Origin of the sequence: Sphingomonas sp. DBB INV C78 (genome assembly GCF_042693015.1) — a bacterium.
Classification (GTDB): Bacteria; Pseudomonadota; Alphaproteobacteria; order Sphingomonadales; family Sphingomonadaceae; genus Sphingomonas_E.
The window spans coordinates 3,199,762-3,216,447 of sequence record NZ_CP170544.1 but is presented as its reverse complement, the minus strand read 5'-3'; the positions used below and the strand labels follow the sequence as shown (position 1 = coordinate 3,216,447).

Here is a 16,686-nt window from a genome sequence, read left to right as displayed (position 1 = left end):
AGCCCCAATCGCTGCGCCAGCGTGTCTCGACTTCGCTCGACACAAACGGAGGAGGGGGAGGAGCACGATCTCCATCACGCCGCCTCCCGCGCCGCGTCGGACGATTCAATCAATGCGATGAAGGCGTCCTCCATCGTCGGATCGTCCTTGCCGTTCGCCTGCGCGGCTTGCGCCTTCAGTTCGTCCGGCGTCCCCATCGCGATCTCCTCCGCGCGGTAGATCAGGGCGATGCGGTCGCAATATTCGGCTTCGTCCATGAAGTGCGTGGTGACGAGGACGGTGACGCCGCGTTCGACCAGCCCGTTGATATGCGCCCAGAATTCGCGGCGGACGATCGGGTCGACGCCCGACGTCGGTTCGTCGAGGAACAGCACCGGCGGCTGGTGCATGACGGCGCAGGCCAGCGCCAGCCGCTGCTTGTATCCCAGCGGCATCGTCCCGCTGTTGACGTCCAGATAGTCGGCCAGATGAAAGATATCGGTCACGCGCTCGATCGCGTCGCGCCGCTCGCGCCCGCTCAGCCCATAAGCGCCCGAAAAGAAATCCAGATTCTGCTGGACGCTGAGATCGCCATAGAGCGAGAATTTCTGCGCCATATAGCCGAGAGACTGGCGCGCATCGGCGCGGGCCGTGCGCAGGTCGTGCCCGGCGACACGGCCATTGCCGGCACTCGGCGTCAGCAGCCCGCACAGCATCTTGAAGGTCGTCGACTTGCCGGCGCCATTGGGGCCGAGCAGCCCGAAGATCTGGCCGCGCGGCACCGAAAAGCGGATGTCGCGTGCCGCGGTGAAATCGCCGAAACGCTTGGTCAGTCCTTCGGCCAGGATCGCCGGCTGGTCGCTTTCCGGGATCTGCCGATAGGCTTCGGCCAGCCGGCTCGTTCCGGGCGGCCCGCCGCCCAGCAGGTCGACGAAGGCATCCTCGAAACGCGGATCGACCGGCTCCGCCTGCACGCCCGGCTGGTGGGGCGGGGCGGCGCCATCGCGCATCACGATCCTCAATGACGCGCCCTGGATCGTGCCGTCGGTCACGTCCTCGCGATCGAGCATCTTTTCCAGCAGATGACGGCGTTCCTCGGGCGGAACGGCCAGGCGGAAGATGCGTCCCGCCACCTTGTCCGTCAGCGCCTCCGGTGGCCCGCCATGCAGCAATTTCCCTTCATTCAGCAGGAAGACGCTGTCGCATTTCTCAGCCTCGTCCAGATAGGCGGTGGACCAGAGCACGCCGATGCCTTCACCGGCCAGTTCCTGCACCATCGCCCATAATTCGCGCCGCGAAACAGGGTCGACGCCGACACCCGGTTCGTCGAGCAGCAACAGCCGGGGCGTGCGCACCAGTGCGCAGGCGAGGCCCAGTTTCTGCTTCATCCCGCCGGAAAGCTTGCCTGCCAGTCGCGGCTTGAACCGGGCGAGATCGGTGAACTCCAGCAGCCGATCGAACTGCGCCTGCCGTTCGTCATGCGGCAACCCGCGCAGATCGGCATAGAGCGTCAGATTCTCGAGGACGCTCAGATCCTCATAGAGGCCGAAACGCTGCGGCATGTAACCGATCATCGTGCGGTCGGCCTCGGTGGCGGGCTTGCCCAGCACGTCGATCGTCCCGCCATCGGCATCGAGCAGCCCGGCCAGCAGCCGGATCAAAGTCGTCTTGCCAGCGCCGTCCGGCCCCACCAGGCCGGTCATCCGGCCCGCGACGATATCCATGTCCACGCCGTCCAGCGCGGCCGGCCCGCTCGGCGCGAAGCGCTTGGTCACGCCGCGCGCGGTGGCGACGCTCTCGGCCATCTCAGTCGGCCGCCGGGCGGGCGTCGGGCACCGTCACCGTTACCGGCTGGCCCTGGCGCAGCGCGTCATCGGGATCGGTCACGATCACGCGGATGCGGTAGACCAGGTCGCTGCGCAGATCCTGCGTCTCCACCGTCTTGGGGGTGAACTCGGCGGTCGGCGAAATGAAACCGATCGTGCCCTGATAGGTCTTGGCATTGCCGTCCGCTGTCACGCGAACCTTCATGCCCGGCGAAATCCGGCTCAGGTCCGGCCCGGAAACGAAGGCGCGCACGCGCATCGGCCGGTCGATCGTCAGCGTGAACACCGTCTCGCCCGCCTGCACGATCGCACCGGGTTCGCGCGCGCGGGTCAGGATCGTGCCGCCGGCGGGCGCCGTGATCGCCGTGTCGGAAATGTCCGTGCTCGCCTTGTCGCGCTGGGCGATGGCGGCCGATCGCTGCGCGCGCGCGGCCTCGACATCCTCGGTCCGCGCGCCGGCCTTCTGCAACGACAGCGCCTGTTCCGCCGCGCGAAGCTGCGCCTGTGCGGACAGATATTCGGCCTTGCTGGCATCGAACAGCGCCTGGCTTACCGCGCCTGTCTTCACCAGTTCGGCGCGGCGCTGATAATCCTCATTGGCCTTGGCGAGCGCGGCCCTGGTGGCGGCCACTTCGGCGGCGGCGCGCGCCACGTCCTGCGGGCGGTTGCCGTTGATCCGCTTGTCGAGTTCCGCCTCGGCAACGCCGACCTGCGCCGTGGCCGCGTTCAAGGCGTCGTTGAACGGGCGGTTGTCGAGCCGGGCCAGCACGGCGCCGGCGGCGACCTTCTGCCCTTCCTCCACCGGCATGTCGGCGATCCGGCCGGGGACGCGGAAGCCAAGGTCGACCGATCTGATGTCGACATTGCCGTTCAGCGTCAGCGTGCCGTCACGCCCGTCGAACAGCCCGAAGCCTTTGGTGAACAGGGCTGCCAGCACCAGCGCCAGAATCAGCACCAACGTGATCAGGCGACGACGATTCATGGGCGATCTCCACGCAGATCGTTCAATATGGCGGTCATATGGGTGCGCACGGTGGCGCGGACGGCGGCGGCTTCGTGCGGGCCGACTTCGCTCCATCCCGTCAGGTTGATTACGGTGGCGCGGGCGACGCGGAATACCAGCACCTGGCCGAACATCGCCAATACCCGGACCTTTGCCTCGGCTTCGTCGATCCGGCCGCCCGAAATTGCGATCAGCAGGCCCACGCCAAGCCCGGCCACGCCGCGCATCATCTCGCTATAGAGTATTTCGAATGCCGCGGTCGGCGCCATCTGCTCGCGCACGATGAAGCGGGACCAGGCTGCGCTTTCGGCGCTCGTCATCACCTGGACGAAGCCGTCGATGATCTTCAGCAGCGCCGCGATCGCGCTGTCGGCATCGGGGCGGGCCTCGATCCGCGCGCGCGCCTCGCTTACTGGCCCCGCCATGCGCTCGCGCACCTTGCCGGCGATATGGTGCGCGGTGGCGATGTAGAGCCCTTCCTTGCCGCCATAATGGTAAGTGATCGACGACATCGCCGTCCCCGCCGCCGCCGCGATCGCCCGTGTGCTCGCGCCGTCGAAGCCGTGCCGGCCGAATTGGTCGACCGCGGTCTCCAGCAGCCGCTCGTCTATCGCAATGTCATGCTTCCGGCACATTGCCGCAGATTAGTTCGATCGAACGAACATCGCAAGTGCCCACCCTTCGCTCCAGGATTCTGTCACAACCAGACTCTCAACCCAACCAGCGCCCGCCAGCCGCCCTCATTCCCACCGTCCCGGTTCTGCCGCTCATATTCGACCCCGATATAGGGTGCGAACTCGGGCACGAATTCATACCGCACCCGCACCCCCGCCTCGATCGACGACAGCCCCGCCTCGATCCCTAACTCCGGCACATCCTGCGCCGCCAGATCGATTTCGGCCCGCGGCTGCACGATCAACTTCTGGGTGATCCGCTGGTCATATTCCGCCTCCAGTCGCGCGGTAAGGTCACCCTTGTCCGAAAGGAAGAGCGCGCCGTCCACCTCGAACCAGTAAGGCGCCAGGCCCTGAATACCTACCACGAGATGCGCGCGTTCCGGCTCCGGCTTCAGGTCGGTGCGGATGCCGAGTTGCAGGTCGAACCAGGGGTCGATCGCATGGCTCCACAGCGCTTGCACCTCGGCCTGTTCCAGCGGCCCGCCAAATTCGCTCTCGCCCTCGGTCTTCACCCAAAGCTTGTCCACGTCGCCGCCATACCAGCCCTGCGCATCCCACAGCCAGGCATCAGCGCCGTCGCCGATCCGCGCCTCCAGCCGCTCGATCATCAGCACATGGTTCAGCCCGCCGCCATGCTCGCGCTGCAACTGCCGCCGCGCGGCCGCCATCGCTGCGGGATCGAAACTGCCATCGGCGGCATATTTGGGTCCGGCCAGCGCGCCCGGCGGCGGCGGTGCGATCGGCGTCGCATCGGGTGCCGCCATATCATGGCCGGCGTGCGGGTCGACGGGCGGCGTCGCGCTCATATCATGGCCCGCATGGGGATCGGCGGGTTGCGCGGTGCCCATATCATGACCGGCATGGGGATCAGTGGGCGGCGCGGCCGACATGTCATGTCCCTGATGCTGCGCCAGCGCAGGGGCTGCGATCGTTAGTAGCAAGGCGAGCAGCACGGGCTTCATGCCGGCTCCCCGTCCAGCGGGCGGACGCTGACGATGCGGAACATGCCGGCGTGCATGTGGAACAGCAGGTGGCAATGGAACGCCCAGTCGCCTGGCGCATCGGCCGTCAGGTCGAAGCTCACCTTGCCGCCCGGCAGCACGTTCACCGTATGCTTCACCGGATGGTTGCCGGCATGGCCGTTCACCACCTCGAAAAAATGGCCGTGCAGGTGGATCGGATGGGCCATCATGCTGTCATTGACCAGGTCGACGCGCACACGCTCGTTGCGCTCGAAGCGGATCGGCTCGGTCACTTCGCTGTAGGTCTCGCCGTCGAACGACCACATGAAGCGTTCCATATTGCCCGTCAGGTGGAGCTCCAGCCGCCGCGCCGGCGGGCGCGTGTCGACATTGGGAGTCAGCGAAACGAGGTCGCGATAGGTCAGCACCTTGTGGCCGACATCCTCCAGCCCCAGCCCGGGATCGCCGGTACGGTCGACCGGCATGGCCGCGATCGAATCCACGCCGGGGCCGACCTTCATCGTCGTCGGCGCATTGGCCTTGTCGCGCATCTTCATGGAGCCATGGTTCATCCCGCCATGGTCCATCCCGCCCATCCCCATATCCTTCATCGACAAGGTGGGGCGGGGCCGAAGCGGCGGCACCACCGCGCTCATCCCCGGCCGCGGCGCCAGCGTGCCGCGCGCCATCCCCGAACGGTCCACGGCTTCAGCCACCAGGGTGAACGCCTTGTCCTCGGTCGGCGTCACGATCACGTCGAAAGTTTCGGCGACGGTGATCTGCAATTCGTCGACGGTGACGGGGCGGACATTCTGGCCGTCCGACGCCACCACGCTCATCGGCAGGCCGGGGATGCGAACGTTGAAGATCGTCATCGCCGATGCGTTGATGAACCGCAGCCGCACCCGTTCGCCCGGCCGGAACAGCCCGGTCCAATTCTCGCCCGGCCCATGGCCGTTGATGAGGTAGGTGTAGGTCGTGCCCGTGACATCAGAGATGTCGCTGGGGTCCATCCGCATTGCGCCCCACATCGCGCGATCGGCGGCGGACATCGCTTCCCCGTCGGTCAGCGTCTGCTTCTGGCGATTGAAGTAGCCGCCCTGCGCCTTCATCTTGCGGAAGATTTCGTGGGGGTGGAGGAAGCTCCAGTCCGACAGCACGATCACATGTTCACGATCATAAGCGACGGGATCGGCGCCGGCCGGGTCGATCACGATCGGCCCATAATGGCCCATCTGCTCCTGCAGCCCCGAATGGCTGTGATACCAATAGGTGCCCGATTGCCTGATCGGGAATTCATAGGTGAAGGTCTCATTGGGCTTGATGCCGGGGAAGCTCACGCCCGGCACCCCATCCATCTGGAAGGGCAGGATCAGCCCGTGCCAGTGGATCGAGGTATCCTCATCGAGCGTGTTGGTGACCGCAAGGCGCACATTCTGCCCCTCGCGCAGCCGGATTAGCGGTGCGGGCAACGAGCCATTGACCGTTATCGCATGGCCGGTGCGGCCGCCGACGGTGAAGGATGAATGGCTGATCGACAGCGCGATGTCGGTTCCGCTCAGCATCGGCATCGCCGGCGTAAGCCCATCCGCACCGCTCTGGGCCCAGGCGGGCAGGACGGCGTTCAACGCCAGGCCCCCGCCGATAAAGGACGCACCGCGCATCACCCCGCGACGGTCGATCATTTGCTTCATGCGCATTCCCAATATGGCCAGCAGCTTGGCGGTCGGGCCATTTTCACGATGATTGTTTCGCCCTGTAATCGGGCCGCTTCGCGAAGTCAGGAGATTTCGGGCAGGCCGACCGCGCAGTAACAGCTTGTCATCGTTAGAGCGCGCTATAATTTGGCCGGCGAGTCAAGAAAGAGAGGGGCCAGATGATGAGTGTCACACCCTTCCGCATATCCGTGCCGCAGGAGAAACTGGACTGGATCGCGCGCCGGCTGCGCGAGGCAAACTGGCCCACGCAAGCGGCGGGCGATCCCTGGGCCTATGGCGCCAGCGTTCCCGATATGCGCGCACTCGTCGAACATTGGCTGAACCAGTATGACTGGCGCATGCGCGAGGCGGAACTCAACCGCTTCCCCCACTTCCTCGGGGAAGTGGAGGTGGATGGCGCGCCCTACACCGTCCATTTCATCCATGTGCAAGGCAATGGGCCGAACCCAAAACCGGTGATCATCACCCATGGCTGGCCCGGCTCCTTCGTCGAGTTCATGGAGGTGATCGAACCCTTGACCGATCCGGCGCGCTTCGGCGGCGATCCGGCGGACGCGGTGTCGGTCGTGATTCCGTCGCTGATCGGCTACGGCTTCTCGTCGAAGCCCGCCAAGCCGATCGGCCCGCGCACCATCGCCCGCGCCTTCGACAAGCTGATGCGCGAAGAACTCGGCTATTCGAGCTATGTCGCGCAGGGCGGCGACTGGGGTTCCTCCATATCCGGCTGGCTCGGTTATGAAGGCGCGGGCTGCACCGCCGTCCACCTCAACTTCACCTTCGGCTGGACCAATCCCGCCGCACAGCCGGAAACCGAAGAGGAGATCGCGGCCGCCCAGAACCTCCAGCACATCTGGCGGTTCGAAGGCGGCTATATGGCGATCCAGTCGACCAAGCCGGTCACGCTCGATCATGCGATGGCGGATAGCCCGCTGGGCGTAGCGGCGTGGATCGTCGAGAAGTTCCACACCTGGTCCGATCTCGTCGACGGCGATCTGTGGTCGGTCTATTCGCGCGACCGCATCCTCGACAATATCATGGTCTATCTCGTCACCGATACGTTCGGCACCGCATCCTGGCTCTATCGCGGCGTTTTCGACGAGCAGGTGCCCGCCGGCGCCCGCGTCGAGAAGCCCACATCGATCGCCAACTTCCCCGGCGAGCTCGGCAAGTTCCCGCGCAGCACGGTCGAGAAGAGCTACAATGTCGTCCGCTGGACCGAACTGCCCAAGGGCGGCCATTTCGCGGCGATGGAGCAGCCCCAGTTGTTCGTCGAGGATCTGCGCGGCTTCCTGCGCGAACAAGCCTGACCCCCAAATTTCGGAGCGTATATGAGCGTCCAGCACATCAATCCCGACAGCCTGTTCAAGCTTGACGGCTTCGCGCAGATTTCCGTGCCGCCGCCCGGAAAGCGGCTCGCCTTCATCGCCGGCCAGACCGCGCTAAACACCAATTTCCAGCTTCCCAGCACGGATTTTCACGATCAGGTCGTGCGCGCTTTCCAGAATGTCGCCCACGCGCTCGATGCCCTGGGTGCCACCACTGCGGATGTGGTCAGCATGAATTTCTACATCGTCGGCCTCAGCGACGAGAAGTTCCAGCGCTTCACCGCGGCCATGAATGTCGCGCTCGACGGCAAGCCCTTTCCGGCGAACGCATCGTCGGTGATCGGAGTGGAGCGGCTGGCGCTGACCGGTCTGGAGATCGAGATGACGACCGTCGTCGCGGTCGACTGAAACGAAGGAGAGGATGATGGGGCAGGGCAAGCTCGCCGGTCGCACCGCGCTGATAACCGGCGGCGGCGAAGGCATTGGTCGCGGCATGGCGCGACGCATGGCGGCCGAAGGCGCCAATGTCGTGATCGCCGATTTTCAGGCCGAACTTGGGGAGCGCACGGCGCAGGTGCTGCGGGACGATTTTGGCATAGAGAGCCTAGCGGTGGCGACAGATGTTCGCGATCGCGGCCAGCTTCTCGCCGCGATCGATGCCGCTGTCACCCGCTTCGGCGCGGTGGATATCCTCGTCAACAATGCCTGGGGCGGATCGACCGTCGCGCGGCTTGAAGACAAGACCGAGGAGATCATGGCGGGCGGCCTACAGATGGCGCTGTGGCCGACCTTCTGGGCGATGCAGGCGGTGTTCCCGGCGATGAAGGAGCGCCATTGGGGGCGCATCATCAACCTATGCTCGCTGAACGGCGTCAACGCGCATCTTTATTCGGCCGAATATAATGTCGCCAAGGAAGCGGTCCGCGCGCTCACCCGCACCGCGGCGCGCGAATGGGCCAAGCACGGCATCACCGCCAACGCCATCTGCCCCGGCGCCGCATCCGCCGCCTACGAACGCTATGCCGCGATGAGCCCGGAGAATGCGGCCAAGACGGCCGCCGCCGTGCCGATGGGCTGGGTGGGGGATCCCGAATGGGATATCGGCCCGGTCGCCGTGTTCCTGGCGTCCGACGACAGCCGCTACATGACGGGCAACACCCTGTTCGTCGATGGCGGCGGCCATATCAACGGCGTGCCATGGGAGCCCCAGCTTCCGGAATGACCTCCTGGACGCTCATTAACATTTCGACACAATACTCGGTCCGTCCAGCAACAATTGATACGTAGGGGCTGGCGCCCATGTCGGCGCCTCTCTCCCGAATCCTGTCTGCCACGCTTCCGCTCGCGCTGATCCTGGCCACGCCCGCTTTTGCCCAGACCGTTTCGCCGGCCGAAGCCGACGCGCTGCGCGAGGAGATCAAACTGCTCCGGGCGCATGTGCAGAAGCTGGAGGAGCGGCTCGACAAGCAGGAGGCGGCCGCGCCTGCGCCGAAGCCCGCAGCGCCGGCCACCACGATCCAATGGAAGGGATCGCCGCAATTCGTCAGCGAGGATCGCAGCTTCAAGGTCAAGGGGCGGATTCAGGCCGATGCCGGCTACGTCACCCCGCCGCCGGGCAGCAGCGACCAGGGTTTCGGCTCCACCAGCGAATTCCGCCGCATCCGGCTGGGTGGCGAAGGCAAGCTCGGCAGCGGCATCGGCTACAAGCTCGAAGTCGAGCTGTCGGACAACAGCGTCGATCTGGTCGACACCTTCGTCACCTATGAAACCAAATCCTGGCTGCTGGCGATCGGCAACCAGAACCAATTCCAGTCGCTCGACGAACTGACCGGCGACACCAGCGGCTCGTTGATGGAGCGCGCCGCCTTCACCGACGCCTTCAATTTCGAACGGCGGCTCGGCCTTTCGGCGCAATATCGCCACAAGGACTGGCTGTTCCAGGCGGGCCTCTTCTCGGACGACATTTCCGCGCTCGCCAATGACAGCGACGGCGTGGAAGGCGGCGACGAGAATAACAGCTATGGCGTGGACGGCCGCATCGTTTATGAGCCGCGGGTCGATGGCACCCAGCTCCATTTCGGCGCATCCGGCCATTGGCGCGAGCTGAACCGTCTGGCCGATGCACCGACCCGCTATCGCCAGCGCCCCTATCTTCACGGCACCAACAGCCGCGTTCTCGCGACGCCATCGCTGCCGGTGGAGCGGGAACTTCACTACGGCCTGGAAAGCGCTTTCATTCGTGGCCCCTGGCATGGCGCGGCCGAAGTCCACTGGCTGCAATCGACACTGCGCGATGCACCCGATGCGCGCTTCTTCGGCGGCTATGCGGAGATCGGCTATTTCTTCACCCGCGGCGACAGCCGGAGCTACAAGAACGGCATATTCGGCGCGCTCAGCCCGGAAACGCCGCTCGGCGACGGTGGTGTGGGCGCGGTCCAGTTCAACCTGCGCTACGATTATCTCGATCTCAACGATCGTTCGGCCGGCATCGTTGGCGGCCGCCAGAATGCGCTTCTCGCCGCGCTGATCTGGGCGCCGATCGACAATCTGCGCTTCAACCTGAACTATGGCTATCTCGCCTATGACGATGCCGCGATCGCATCGACCAAGGGCAATGATTACAGCCTTCACGTCATCGGTACGCGCTTCGAACTGGATTTCTGAGTCTCATCATCATCATTGGATGGTGTCGGCGGCACCATATACGATCTTCCGCGTTGGGCTCTCGATAACGAGGGGATCCCATCGGAATGCGTTCGCTCCCGATCGACGAAACCGGGCTGCTGCTTCGTGAGCAGGGCCTTGCCTTCAAGCGTGACCGTGGCGGCCAGTGGCGCCTGAGTGTACGGCGCATTCCCATCGAACTTATCGGCAGCCGTGTGCGTGTCGTGGGGCGAACAACCGACGCCGATTCTGTCGAGGTTCGACACATCGAGCGGTGCTGACGTCGGGAGCTTCCGCGGCCGGGTATGGGATGGGGCCTGCGGGTACGCATGCCGAACTCGATCGCTACATCGGCTATCGCGATCTTTATCCGACAAGCCATCAGGCGCTCGATGCCGCCCTCCAATGGCAGGTTCGCAACGTCGCCCTTACACTCGTTGAAGCGCTACGCGCTCGTTGTGCCGGCCGGATGAAGCAGGCGGGATGCAATGTACCGGAACCGCGGCTGGAATAGTCGGCCGCTCGCTATCCCTCATCCGTGCTGAACTTGTTTCAGCATCCATATTAGCCCCGTCGGGCTCACATGGATGCTGAAGGCGAAGATTGGTTTCACGAACGCCTGTCGGCCAGTGGCCCGCCGTCTTCCTCTTCTTCCAGCAGCGCTGCATCGGTGCCGGCTCCCGAAAGCCGCACCTGATTACCTTCCACGGCGGCGACAAGTCCTCCTGAAATATAGTGATGATGATCGCCGTGAGATCCGCTGTCGGCCTTGATCATCTTGATACGGTTGCCTTCGACATGATCGACGGTGCCCAGGTGGACGCCGTCGGCGCCGATAATTTCCATATGCTCCGAAATTTGCGTCAGATCGGCCATGATCGGCTCCTTCTATCGAGTCTTGTCCAGCGCCTTGGCTTGATCGAGATGATGCGAGACGACAGGCGCGATCTGCCCGGCGGCGTCGCGGAGCGGCCCGACTTCGCCGTTGCTTGCATAGGTCTGCATCAGGGCCAGCGCATCCTGATGGGCATCGACCTGGCCGTCGATATATTCCTCGTCGAACTTCGCGCCCTTCAGCTTGCCAAGTTCGGCCAGATCTTCCTGTTGATCGGCGGTCAAAGCCGCATCGGGTATGAGTGCCGGTTGCGCATTGCTTGCGGCCGCCTTCATCTTCGCCGTGGAATCGGTGTGAGCTTTCACCATTTCGGCGGCGAACGCCTTTACGTCGGCAGACGCTCCATTGGTCTGGGCGAGCTTGGCGGCGGCGATCTCGAACGCGTCGCTTTTCGCGGCTGTGTTGAGGAAATCCTGACCGGTCGGCGTCGGTGTGACGGCGGCTGCGACATCGGATGCCGCGTTTGAAACGGCCGATCCGGTTGCCTCCATGCCTTGTTCGACGCTGTCGGCGGCAGCGTCGGTCTTTTGCTCGGCCTTAGGGCCGCATGCAGCCAACGCCAGCGCCGCGATCAGCGGCGTGGCGACAGTGATCCTCACCATCTTAAGCCTCCATGATTTTGGCGTTTCAACGCGCCATGCTGCACGCCGTTCCTGCATTCGCCAGATCGCTCGCGACGCGATGGAATCGGGGCGCCGTGTGATGTCATGCAGCGTCACGCTGTCGCGTCGGTTGCGCGTCACTGCCGCGTTGTGGTGCGCTCATGTCGCACTACGGTCGCTTCGATATCCGTTCCGGGCGCGGCGCTGTCGCGTGGCAGGCGCGTTGCTGCACGATCGCGTGACGCTGTCCTACAGGACATCGCATTGCTATAATCGCCTCTGACGTCCGGATTTCCGCCATTTTCCGGCTCTTTCAGATCGTCGTGCAATCCCGTGCGGGGGCCTGGAGACCGCCCATGGCAGTCTTCAATTTCCTCAACTTCGCCGCAATTCACCGATGCCAAACCCCTTTCTCAAGGCCGATCATTGTAAGGTCGAACAATTGTTCGAGGCGTTCGAACAGCTGGAGAAATATGATAGAAGGAGCCGGTGGACTTTAGGGGGCCGGTGCCATGGCAAAAAGCTCTAAGGCAGAAATCTCCGAAAAGATGCAGCGCAAGGATTATGAAAAGGAGCTTGGCCGCCTTCAGGCCGAGCTTTGCGAACTGCAGGAATGGGTGAAGCACAAGGGCTTGCGCGTCATCATCGTGATGGAAGGCCGCGATGCCGCCGGCAAGGGCGGTACGATCCGCGCCTTGACCGAACGAGTGAGCCCGCGTGTCTTCCGGACGGTGGCGTTACCCGCGCCGTCCGACCGCGAAAAGACGCAGATGTATATGCAGCGCTACATGCAGCATTTCCCTGCTGCGGGTGAAATCACGATCTTCGACCGGAGTTGGTACAACCGCGCCGGCGTCGAATATGTCATGGGCTTCTGCACCGAGGAACAGCATGACCGTTTCCTCCAGCTCTGTCCGGAGCTGGAGCAATACATCATCGAATCCGGCATCGTCCTGCTCAAATATTGGTTGGAGGTGAGCGACAAGGAGCAGGAGCGGCGCTTCAAGGCCCGCATCACCGATCCGCTCCGGCAATGGAAGCTGAGTCCGATGGACCTGCCGGCACGCGAGAAATGGTACGCTTATTCGCGCGCGCGGGACATGATGCTTGATGCGACCGACACGGTTCACGCGCCTTGGTATGTGCTGCGTTCGGACGACAAGAAGCGCGCGCGCCTGAACTTCATCTCACATCTGCTGAGCCGCATCCCTTATGAAAAGCTCCCCGATCCCGACATCAAGCTGCCGAAGCGGTCGAAGAAGGGCGCTTATGACGATCAGGCGACTTTGGCCGGCCGCCGCTTCGTGCCGGAGCGTTACTGACGGCCCTACCAGGGCACACCCAGCAAGGTGCTGGTGTGGCGCGCGACGACAAGTTCCTCGTCGGTCGGGATCACCCATGTCGCTACCCCGACATCGGGGGCGCTGATCTCACCCTCTCCTCGCCGGTTGGCCTCCTCGTCCAGCCTCACGCCCAGCCAGGCGCAGCCGGTGGCGATGGCCCGCCGCGTTTCGGCATCATGCTCGCCAATGCCGCCGGTGAAGACCAGGGCATCGAGCCCGCCCAAGGCCGCCGCGAGCGAGCCGATTTCACGGACGATGCGGTAGACGAACAGGTCGATCGCCTCCGCCGCGTTCGGGTCTTGCGATGCCCGCAGCGCCCGCATGTCCGAAGAGACCCCGGACACGCCGAGCAGGCCCGAGCGGCGATAGACGAGATCCTCCAGCGCGCGGGCATCCATGCCGCGCTCGTCCATCAGATAGATGAGAACGCCGACGTCGAGCGATCCGCAGCGCGTGCCCATCATCAGCCCTTCGACCGCGGTGAAGCCCATCGTGGTCGCTTGGCTCTTGCCGCCATGGAGCGCGCACAGGCTCGCGCCATTGCCGAGATGGGAGATGATGACGCGCTTGTCGGCTAGGTCCGGCGCCAGGGTCCGCAATCGCCCGCTGACAAATTCGTAAGACAGGCCGTGGAAGCCGTATCGGCGGATGCCGGAATCGGTCATCTCGCGGGGGAGCGCGAAGGTCTGGGCCAGTGGCGGCTGTGTCTGGTGGAAGGCGGTATCGAAGCAGGCCACCTGCGGGATATGCGGGGCGGCCTGTCGGATGGTGCGGATCGGCGCGAGATTGTGGGGCTGGTGGAGCGGCGCCAACGGGGAGAGTTCGGCGAGCGCGGCCAGCACCGCATCGTCGACCAGGGCGGGAGCGGCGAACTGCGTGCCGCCATGGACGACGCGGTGGCCGACGCCGGCGACGGGAAGCCCGTCGAGCAGGCGGATCGCCGTTTCCAGGATCACTTGGGTTCCCGCCGCATGATCCAGCCGATCGTCGGGCCAGCTCCGATCCTCGACGGAATTGCCGGCCGCGTCGGCGATATGAAGGCGGGGCGCGACGCCGATCTTTTCGAGTTGGCCGTCATAGAGCAGGGGCTCGGTCTCGCCGGGCTGGTAGAGAGCCAGCTTTATACTGGATGAGCCGGCGTTCAGCACCGCGACGCACTGGGTCATGATGGCGGTTTCCAACAGTTCATGTGGCGACGCACGCGCCGGATGGGTCTCACTGGAGGGCGGCGGCGGCGCTGACGCGGCGCGCGGCGGCCAGCATGACCGCAACCGCACAGGATGCGAGCCGGGTCAGCAGCGCGTCGGCGCGGCTCGTCAGGATGATCGGTACGCGTGCACCCAGCACGATGCCGGCGGCATCCGCCCCGGCCAGGAAAGACAGGCTTTTGGCGAGCATGTTGCCGGCCTCAAGGTCAGGGACGATCAGCACATTGGCGCGGCCCGCGACGGGTGAGGCGATCCCCTTCACCGCCGCCGCCTCCGGACTGATGGCGTTGTCCAACGCCAGCGGGCCATCGAGCACCGCGCCCGAAATCTGCTTGCGATCGGCCATCTTGCAGAGCGCGGCCGCCTCGATCGTCGATGGCACGTCGGGGTTGACGGTCTCCATCGCGCTCAGGATCGCCACGCGCACCTCACCGACGCCGAGCGCCTTGGCGAGATCGATCGCGTTCTGGACGATGTCGATCTTGTCCTTGAGGCTCGGCGCGATGTTGACCGCGGCGTCGCTGATGATCAACGGTTGGGGATGGCCGGGCACGTCCATGATGAAGCAATGACTCACCCGGCGTGCGGTGCGCAGCCCGGTGTCGCGCGCCACGACTGCGGCCATCAACTCGTCGGTGTGGAGGCTGCCCTTCATCAGTGCATCGGCGCGCCCCTCGCGCACCAGTGCCACCGCCTTGGCCGCGGAATCATGGCTGTGGCTGGAATCCATGATCTCGTAGCAGCTAATGTCGAGCCCGGCCTGATCGGCGACCGCGCGGATGCGGCGTTCCGGCCCAACCAGGATCGGCTCGATCAGCCGCAGTTTCGCTGCCTCGACCGCGCTTTCCAGTGAAACCTCGTCGCAAGGGTGCGCGACCGCGGTCCGCGCGGGCGGTTGCGATTGCGCGCGCTCGACCAGTTGGCGATATTTATCATGTGCGTCGTTCCGGCGCGCGGACGCATCAAGCTCCGGCATTGATGGTCTCCATCATCGGGGCTGAGGTTCCGTTTTCAGTTGCGACCATGGGACGTCCTCCTCGATCAGCCGGGCTTGGCCCACTGATCGTCCGTCAGCTTCCATCCCCCTCCCAGGGCCTTGTATAGATTGACCACGGCAACGAGCTGCGCTTGCTGGACGCGGGCGAGCTGATCCTCGGCCGGGAACAATTGTTGTTGTGCTTCCAATACTTCGAAATAGGTCGCCCGCCCACCCCGGTAGCGGATCATTGCGAGATCGACCGACTGGCGCAACGCCGCGACCTGGGTTTCCAGCGCGGCGCGGCGATCGACCAAGGTCTGCTGGGCGACGAGCGCGTCGGATGTTTCGCGGAAGGCGATCAGCACGGTCTGCTTGTAGCTCGCGACCGTCTCGTCCCAGAAAGCCTGGCGCTCCTTGTAGATCGCCTCGAGCCGACCGCCGGTGAAGAGCGGGCCCGACAGCGCCGCGCCGGCGCGCCAGAAGTTGAAATCTCCGTCCAGTCCATTGTCGGCGTCGATGCCGATCATGCCGAATACCGCGGACAGGCCGATTTTCGGATAGAAGCTGGCGACCGCGGCACCGACTTCGGCATTGGCGCGAACCATCTCCTGCTCGGCTTTGCGGATGTCTGGCCGTCGGCGTAGCAGATCGGTGGTGAGGCCGGCAGGGATATTGGGCGGCATTGTCTGCGCCGTCAGCGGTGCGCCGCGCTCGATCGCGCGGGGATACCCGCCGGCGAGGACGCTGAGCGCATTTTCCTGCTGCGCGATCTCGCGCTTCAGGTCCGCGATAGAGGCGGAACTTGAATCAAGCGCGGCCTTGGCGCGCTCGCTCGGCAACCGGCTGTCGCGACCATTTTCATAGCGCAGCGAGAACAGGCCGTGCGTGTCGCGATAGGCGGTCTGGCTTTCCTGCGCGATGGCGAGTTCGCGGTCGAGCTGGAGCAGACGGAAATAGCCGCTGGCAATGTCGCTGACCAAGGTCAGCATCACGCCGCGGCGCACCTCCTCCTGGGCCAGCAGATTGGCTTCGGCGGCTTCGGTGGACCGCTTGATTCGACCCCATATATCCAGCTCCCAGGCGGCATTGATGGCGCCCCCGATCGAGCCGAAGCGCGCGGTGTCGATCCGCTCATTTTCCGGCGTCACCGTCTTGTCGCCGCCGGCAAAGGCGCCATAGCCGATCTGTGGCAGCCCTTCCGATCGGGCTTCGCCCACCATCGCGCGCGCCTGCTCGATGCGAGCGACCGCCACCTGAAGATCGTAATTGTGCGTCAGCGCGTCGGAGATCAGCGACTGGAGCGCGGTATCGTTGAACACCTCCCACCAGGCGAGATCCGCGAAAGAGGTCGCATCGGTGCCGCTGATCTGCGAGCGGAACTGGTCGGGCTGGGCCATCTCCGGCTTCTGATAGTCGGGCCCCATGACACAGCCGGCTACCAGGAACGGCAACAGGGCGGATGCCAGTGGCTTCGCCAGCAATGTCCTCGAACGTCTTACCACAAT

The 16,686-nt window shown here is 64.7% G+C and carries 17 protein-coding genes; 7 read left to right on the top strand and 10 right to left on the bottom strand.

What is annotated here, in order from left to right; translation table 11 throughout:
* Nucleotides 1-74: 74 nt before the first annotated feature.
* From ACFB49_RS15005 to ACFB49_RS14985, 5 genes are all read right to left on the bottom strand, one after another.
* Nucleotides 75-1,784: an ATP-binding cassette domain-containing protein gene (locus ACFB49_RS15005; protein ID WP_380872046.1), complete on the bottom strand. Its 1,710-nt coding sequence runs from the start codon at nt 1,782-1,784 to the stop codon at nt 75-77.
* A 1-nt stretch (nt 1,785) separates the two neighbouring features.
* Entirely contained in the window at nt 1,786-2,787 is a 1,002-nt protein-coding gene (locus ACFB49_RS15000; RefSeq protein ID WP_380872045.1) for an HlyD family efflux transporter periplasmic adaptor subunit, read from the bottom strand.
* Nucleotides 2,784-3,443: a CerR family C-terminal domain-containing protein gene (locus ACFB49_RS14995; protein WP_380872044.1), complete on the bottom strand. Its 660-nt coding sequence runs from the start codon at nt 3,441-3,443 to the stop codon at nt 2,784-2,786. The genes ACFB49_RS15000 and ACFB49_RS14995 overlap by 4 nt, the downstream gene beginning before the upstream one ends.
* A gap of 62 nt (nt 3,444-3,505) precedes the next feature.
* Entirely contained in the window at nt 3,506-4,447 is a 942-nt protein-coding gene (locus tag ACFB49_RS14990) for a copper resistance protein B (protein WP_380872043.1), read from the bottom strand.
* Entirely contained in the window at nt 4,444-6,141 is a 1,698-nt protein-coding gene (locus ACFB49_RS14985; protein ID WP_380872042.1) for a copper resistance system multicopper oxidase, read from the bottom strand. The genes ACFB49_RS14990 and ACFB49_RS14985 overlap by 4 nt, the downstream gene beginning before the upstream one ends.
* A gap of 185 nt (nt 6,142-6,326) precedes the next feature.
* Between ACFB49_RS14985 and ACFB49_RS14980 the strand changes: the two genes are divergently transcribed.
* The 6 genes from ACFB49_RS14980 (at nt 6,327) to ACFB49_RS14955 (ending at nt 10,668) form a co-directional block, all read left to right on the top strand.
* Nucleotides 6,327-7,472 (top strand): epoxide hydrolase family protein, encoded by a 1,146-nt coding sequence (locus tag ACFB49_RS14980; protein ID WP_380872041.1) that lies wholly within the window; start codon nt 6,327-6,329, stop codon nt 7,470-7,472.
* Nucleotides 7,473-7,493: 21 nt separating this feature from the next.
* Nucleotides 7,494-7,898 (top strand): RidA family protein, encoded by a 405-nt coding sequence (locus ACFB49_RS14975; RefSeq protein WP_380872040.1) that lies wholly within the window; start codon nt 7,494-7,496, stop codon nt 7,896-7,898.
* 16 nt (nt 7,899-7,914) lie between these two features.
* Nucleotides 7,915-8,712, top strand: coding sequence for an SDR family NAD(P)-dependent oxidoreductase (locus tag ACFB49_RS14970; protein ID WP_380872039.1), 798 nt, complete (start codon nt 7,915-7,917; stop codon nt 8,710-8,712).
* A gap of 77 nt (nt 8,713-8,789) precedes the next feature.
* Complete coding sequence (locus tag ACFB49_RS14965) at nt 8,790-10,154, top strand: OprO/OprP family phosphate-selective porin (protein ID WP_380872038.1); 1,365 nt, start codon at nt 8,790-8,792, stop codon at nt 10,152-10,154.
* 86 nt (nt 10,155-10,240) lie between these two features.
* Nucleotides 10,241-10,435 (top strand): DUF5818 domain-containing protein, encoded by a 195-nt coding sequence (locus ACFB49_RS14960; RefSeq protein ID WP_380872037.1) that lies wholly within the window; start codon nt 10,241-10,243, stop codon nt 10,433-10,435.
* A 29-nt stretch (nt 10,436-10,464) separates the two neighbouring features.
* Entirely contained in the window at nt 10,465-10,668 is a 204-nt protein-coding gene (locus ACFB49_RS14955) for a hypothetical protein (protein WP_380872036.1), read from the top strand.
* A gap of 95 nt (nt 10,669-10,763) precedes the next feature.
* Here the strand turns inward: ACFB49_RS14955 and ACFB49_RS14950 are convergent, their stop codons facing one another.
* Both ACFB49_RS14950 and ACFB49_RS14945 read right to left on the bottom strand, forming a co-directional pair.
* Entirely contained in the window at nt 10,764-11,030 is a 267-nt protein-coding gene (locus ACFB49_RS14950) for a DUF2171 domain-containing protein (RefSeq protein WP_380872035.1), read from the bottom strand.
* A 12-nt stretch (nt 11,031-11,042) separates the two neighbouring features.
* Nucleotides 11,043-11,651, bottom strand: a complete 609-nt coding sequence (locus ACFB49_RS14945) for a DUF4142 domain-containing protein (protein ID WP_380872034.1) — start codon at nt 11,649-11,651, stop codon at nt 11,043-11,045.
* Between the two features lie 512 nt (nt 11,652-12,163).
* Here ACFB49_RS14945 and ppk2 point away from each other — a divergent pair.
* Nucleotides 12,164-12,973, top strand: coding sequence for a polyphosphate kinase 2 (gene ppk2 / locus ACFB49_RS14940; protein ID WP_380872033.1), 810 nt, complete (start codon nt 12,164-12,166; stop codon nt 12,971-12,973).
* Between the two features lie 5 nt (nt 12,974-12,978).
* Here the strand turns inward: ppk2 and ACFB49_RS14935 are convergent, their stop codons facing one another.
* The 3 genes from ACFB49_RS14935 to ACFB49_RS14925 form a co-directional block, all read right to left on the bottom strand.
* Entirely contained in the window at nt 12,979-14,160 is a 1,182-nt protein-coding gene (locus ACFB49_RS14935; RefSeq protein WP_380872032.1) for an acetate/propionate family kinase, read from the bottom strand.
* A gap of 49 nt (nt 14,161-14,209) precedes the next feature.
* Nucleotides 14,210-15,178, bottom strand: coding sequence for a phosphate acetyltransferase (locus tag ACFB49_RS14930; protein ID WP_380872031.1), 969 nt, complete (start codon nt 15,176-15,178; stop codon nt 14,210-14,212).
* 65 nt (nt 15,179-15,243) lie between these two features.
* Entirely contained in the window at nt 15,244-16,683 is a 1,440-nt protein-coding gene (locus ACFB49_RS14925) for an efflux transporter outer membrane subunit (RefSeq protein WP_380872030.1), read from the bottom strand.
* Nucleotides 16,684-16,686: the final 3 nt, after the last annotated feature.

Bases quoted from the DNA above. Each gene is read 5' to 3' on its own strand.
- ACFB49_RS15005 (WP_380872046.1), bottom strand. From the start codon at position 1,784: ATGGCCGAGAGCGTCGCCACCGCGCGCGGCGTGACCAAGCGCTTCGCG.
- ACFB49_RS15000 (WP_380872045.1), bottom strand. From the start codon at position 2,787: ATGAATCGTCGTCGCCTGATCACGTTGGTGCTGATTCTGGCGCTGGTG.
- ACFB49_RS14995 (WP_380872044.1), bottom strand. From the start codon at position 3,443: ATGTGCCGGAAGCATGACATTGCGATAGACGAGCGGCTGCTGGAGACC.
- ACFB49_RS14990 (WP_380872043.1), bottom strand. From the start codon at position 4,447: ATGAAGCCCGTGCTGCTCGCCTTGCTACTAACGATCGCAGCCCCTGCG.
- ACFB49_RS14985 (WP_380872042.1), bottom strand. From the start codon at position 6,141: ATGAAGCAAATGATCGACCGTCGCGGGGTGATGCGCGGTGCGTCCTTT.
- ACFB49_RS14980 (WP_380872041.1), top strand. From the start codon at position 6,327: ATGAGTGTCACACCCTTCCGCATATCCGTGCCGCAGGAGAAACTGGAC.
- ACFB49_RS14975 (WP_380872040.1), top strand. From the start codon at position 7,494: ATGAGCGTCCAGCACATCAATCCCGACAGCCTGTTCAAGCTTGACGGC.
- ACFB49_RS14970 (WP_380872039.1), top strand. From the start codon at position 7,915: ATGGGGCAGGGCAAGCTCGCCGGTCGCACCGCGCTGATAACCGGCGGC.
- ACFB49_RS14965 (WP_380872038.1), top strand. From the start codon at position 8,790: ATGTCGGCGCCTCTCTCCCGAATCCTGTCTGCCACGCTTCCGCTCGCG.
- ACFB49_RS14960 (WP_380872037.1), top strand. From the start codon at position 10,241: ATGCGTTCGCTCCCGATCGACGAAACCGGGCTGCTGCTTCGTGAGCAG.
- ACFB49_RS14955 (WP_380872036.1), top strand. From the start codon at position 10,465: ATGGGGCCTGCGGGTACGCATGCCGAACTCGATCGCTACATCGGCTAT.
- ACFB49_RS14950 (WP_380872035.1), bottom strand. From the start codon at position 11,030: ATGGCCGATCTGACGCAAATTTCGGAGCATATGGAAATTATCGGCGCC.
- ACFB49_RS14945 (WP_380872034.1), bottom strand. From the start codon at position 11,651: ATGGTGAGGATCACTGTCGCCACGCCGCTGATCGCGGCGCTGGCGTTG.
- ppk2 (WP_380872033.1), top strand. From the start codon at position 12,164: ATGGCAAAAAGCTCTAAGGCAGAAATCTCCGAAAAGATGCAGCGCAAG.
- ACFB49_RS14935 (WP_380872032.1), bottom strand. From the start codon at position 14,160: ATGACCCAGTGCGTCGCGGTGCTGAACGCCGGCTCATCCAGTATAAAG.
- ACFB49_RS14930 (WP_380872031.1), bottom strand. From the start codon at position 15,178: ATGCCGGAGCTTGATGCGTCCGCGCGCCGGAACGACGCACATGATAAA.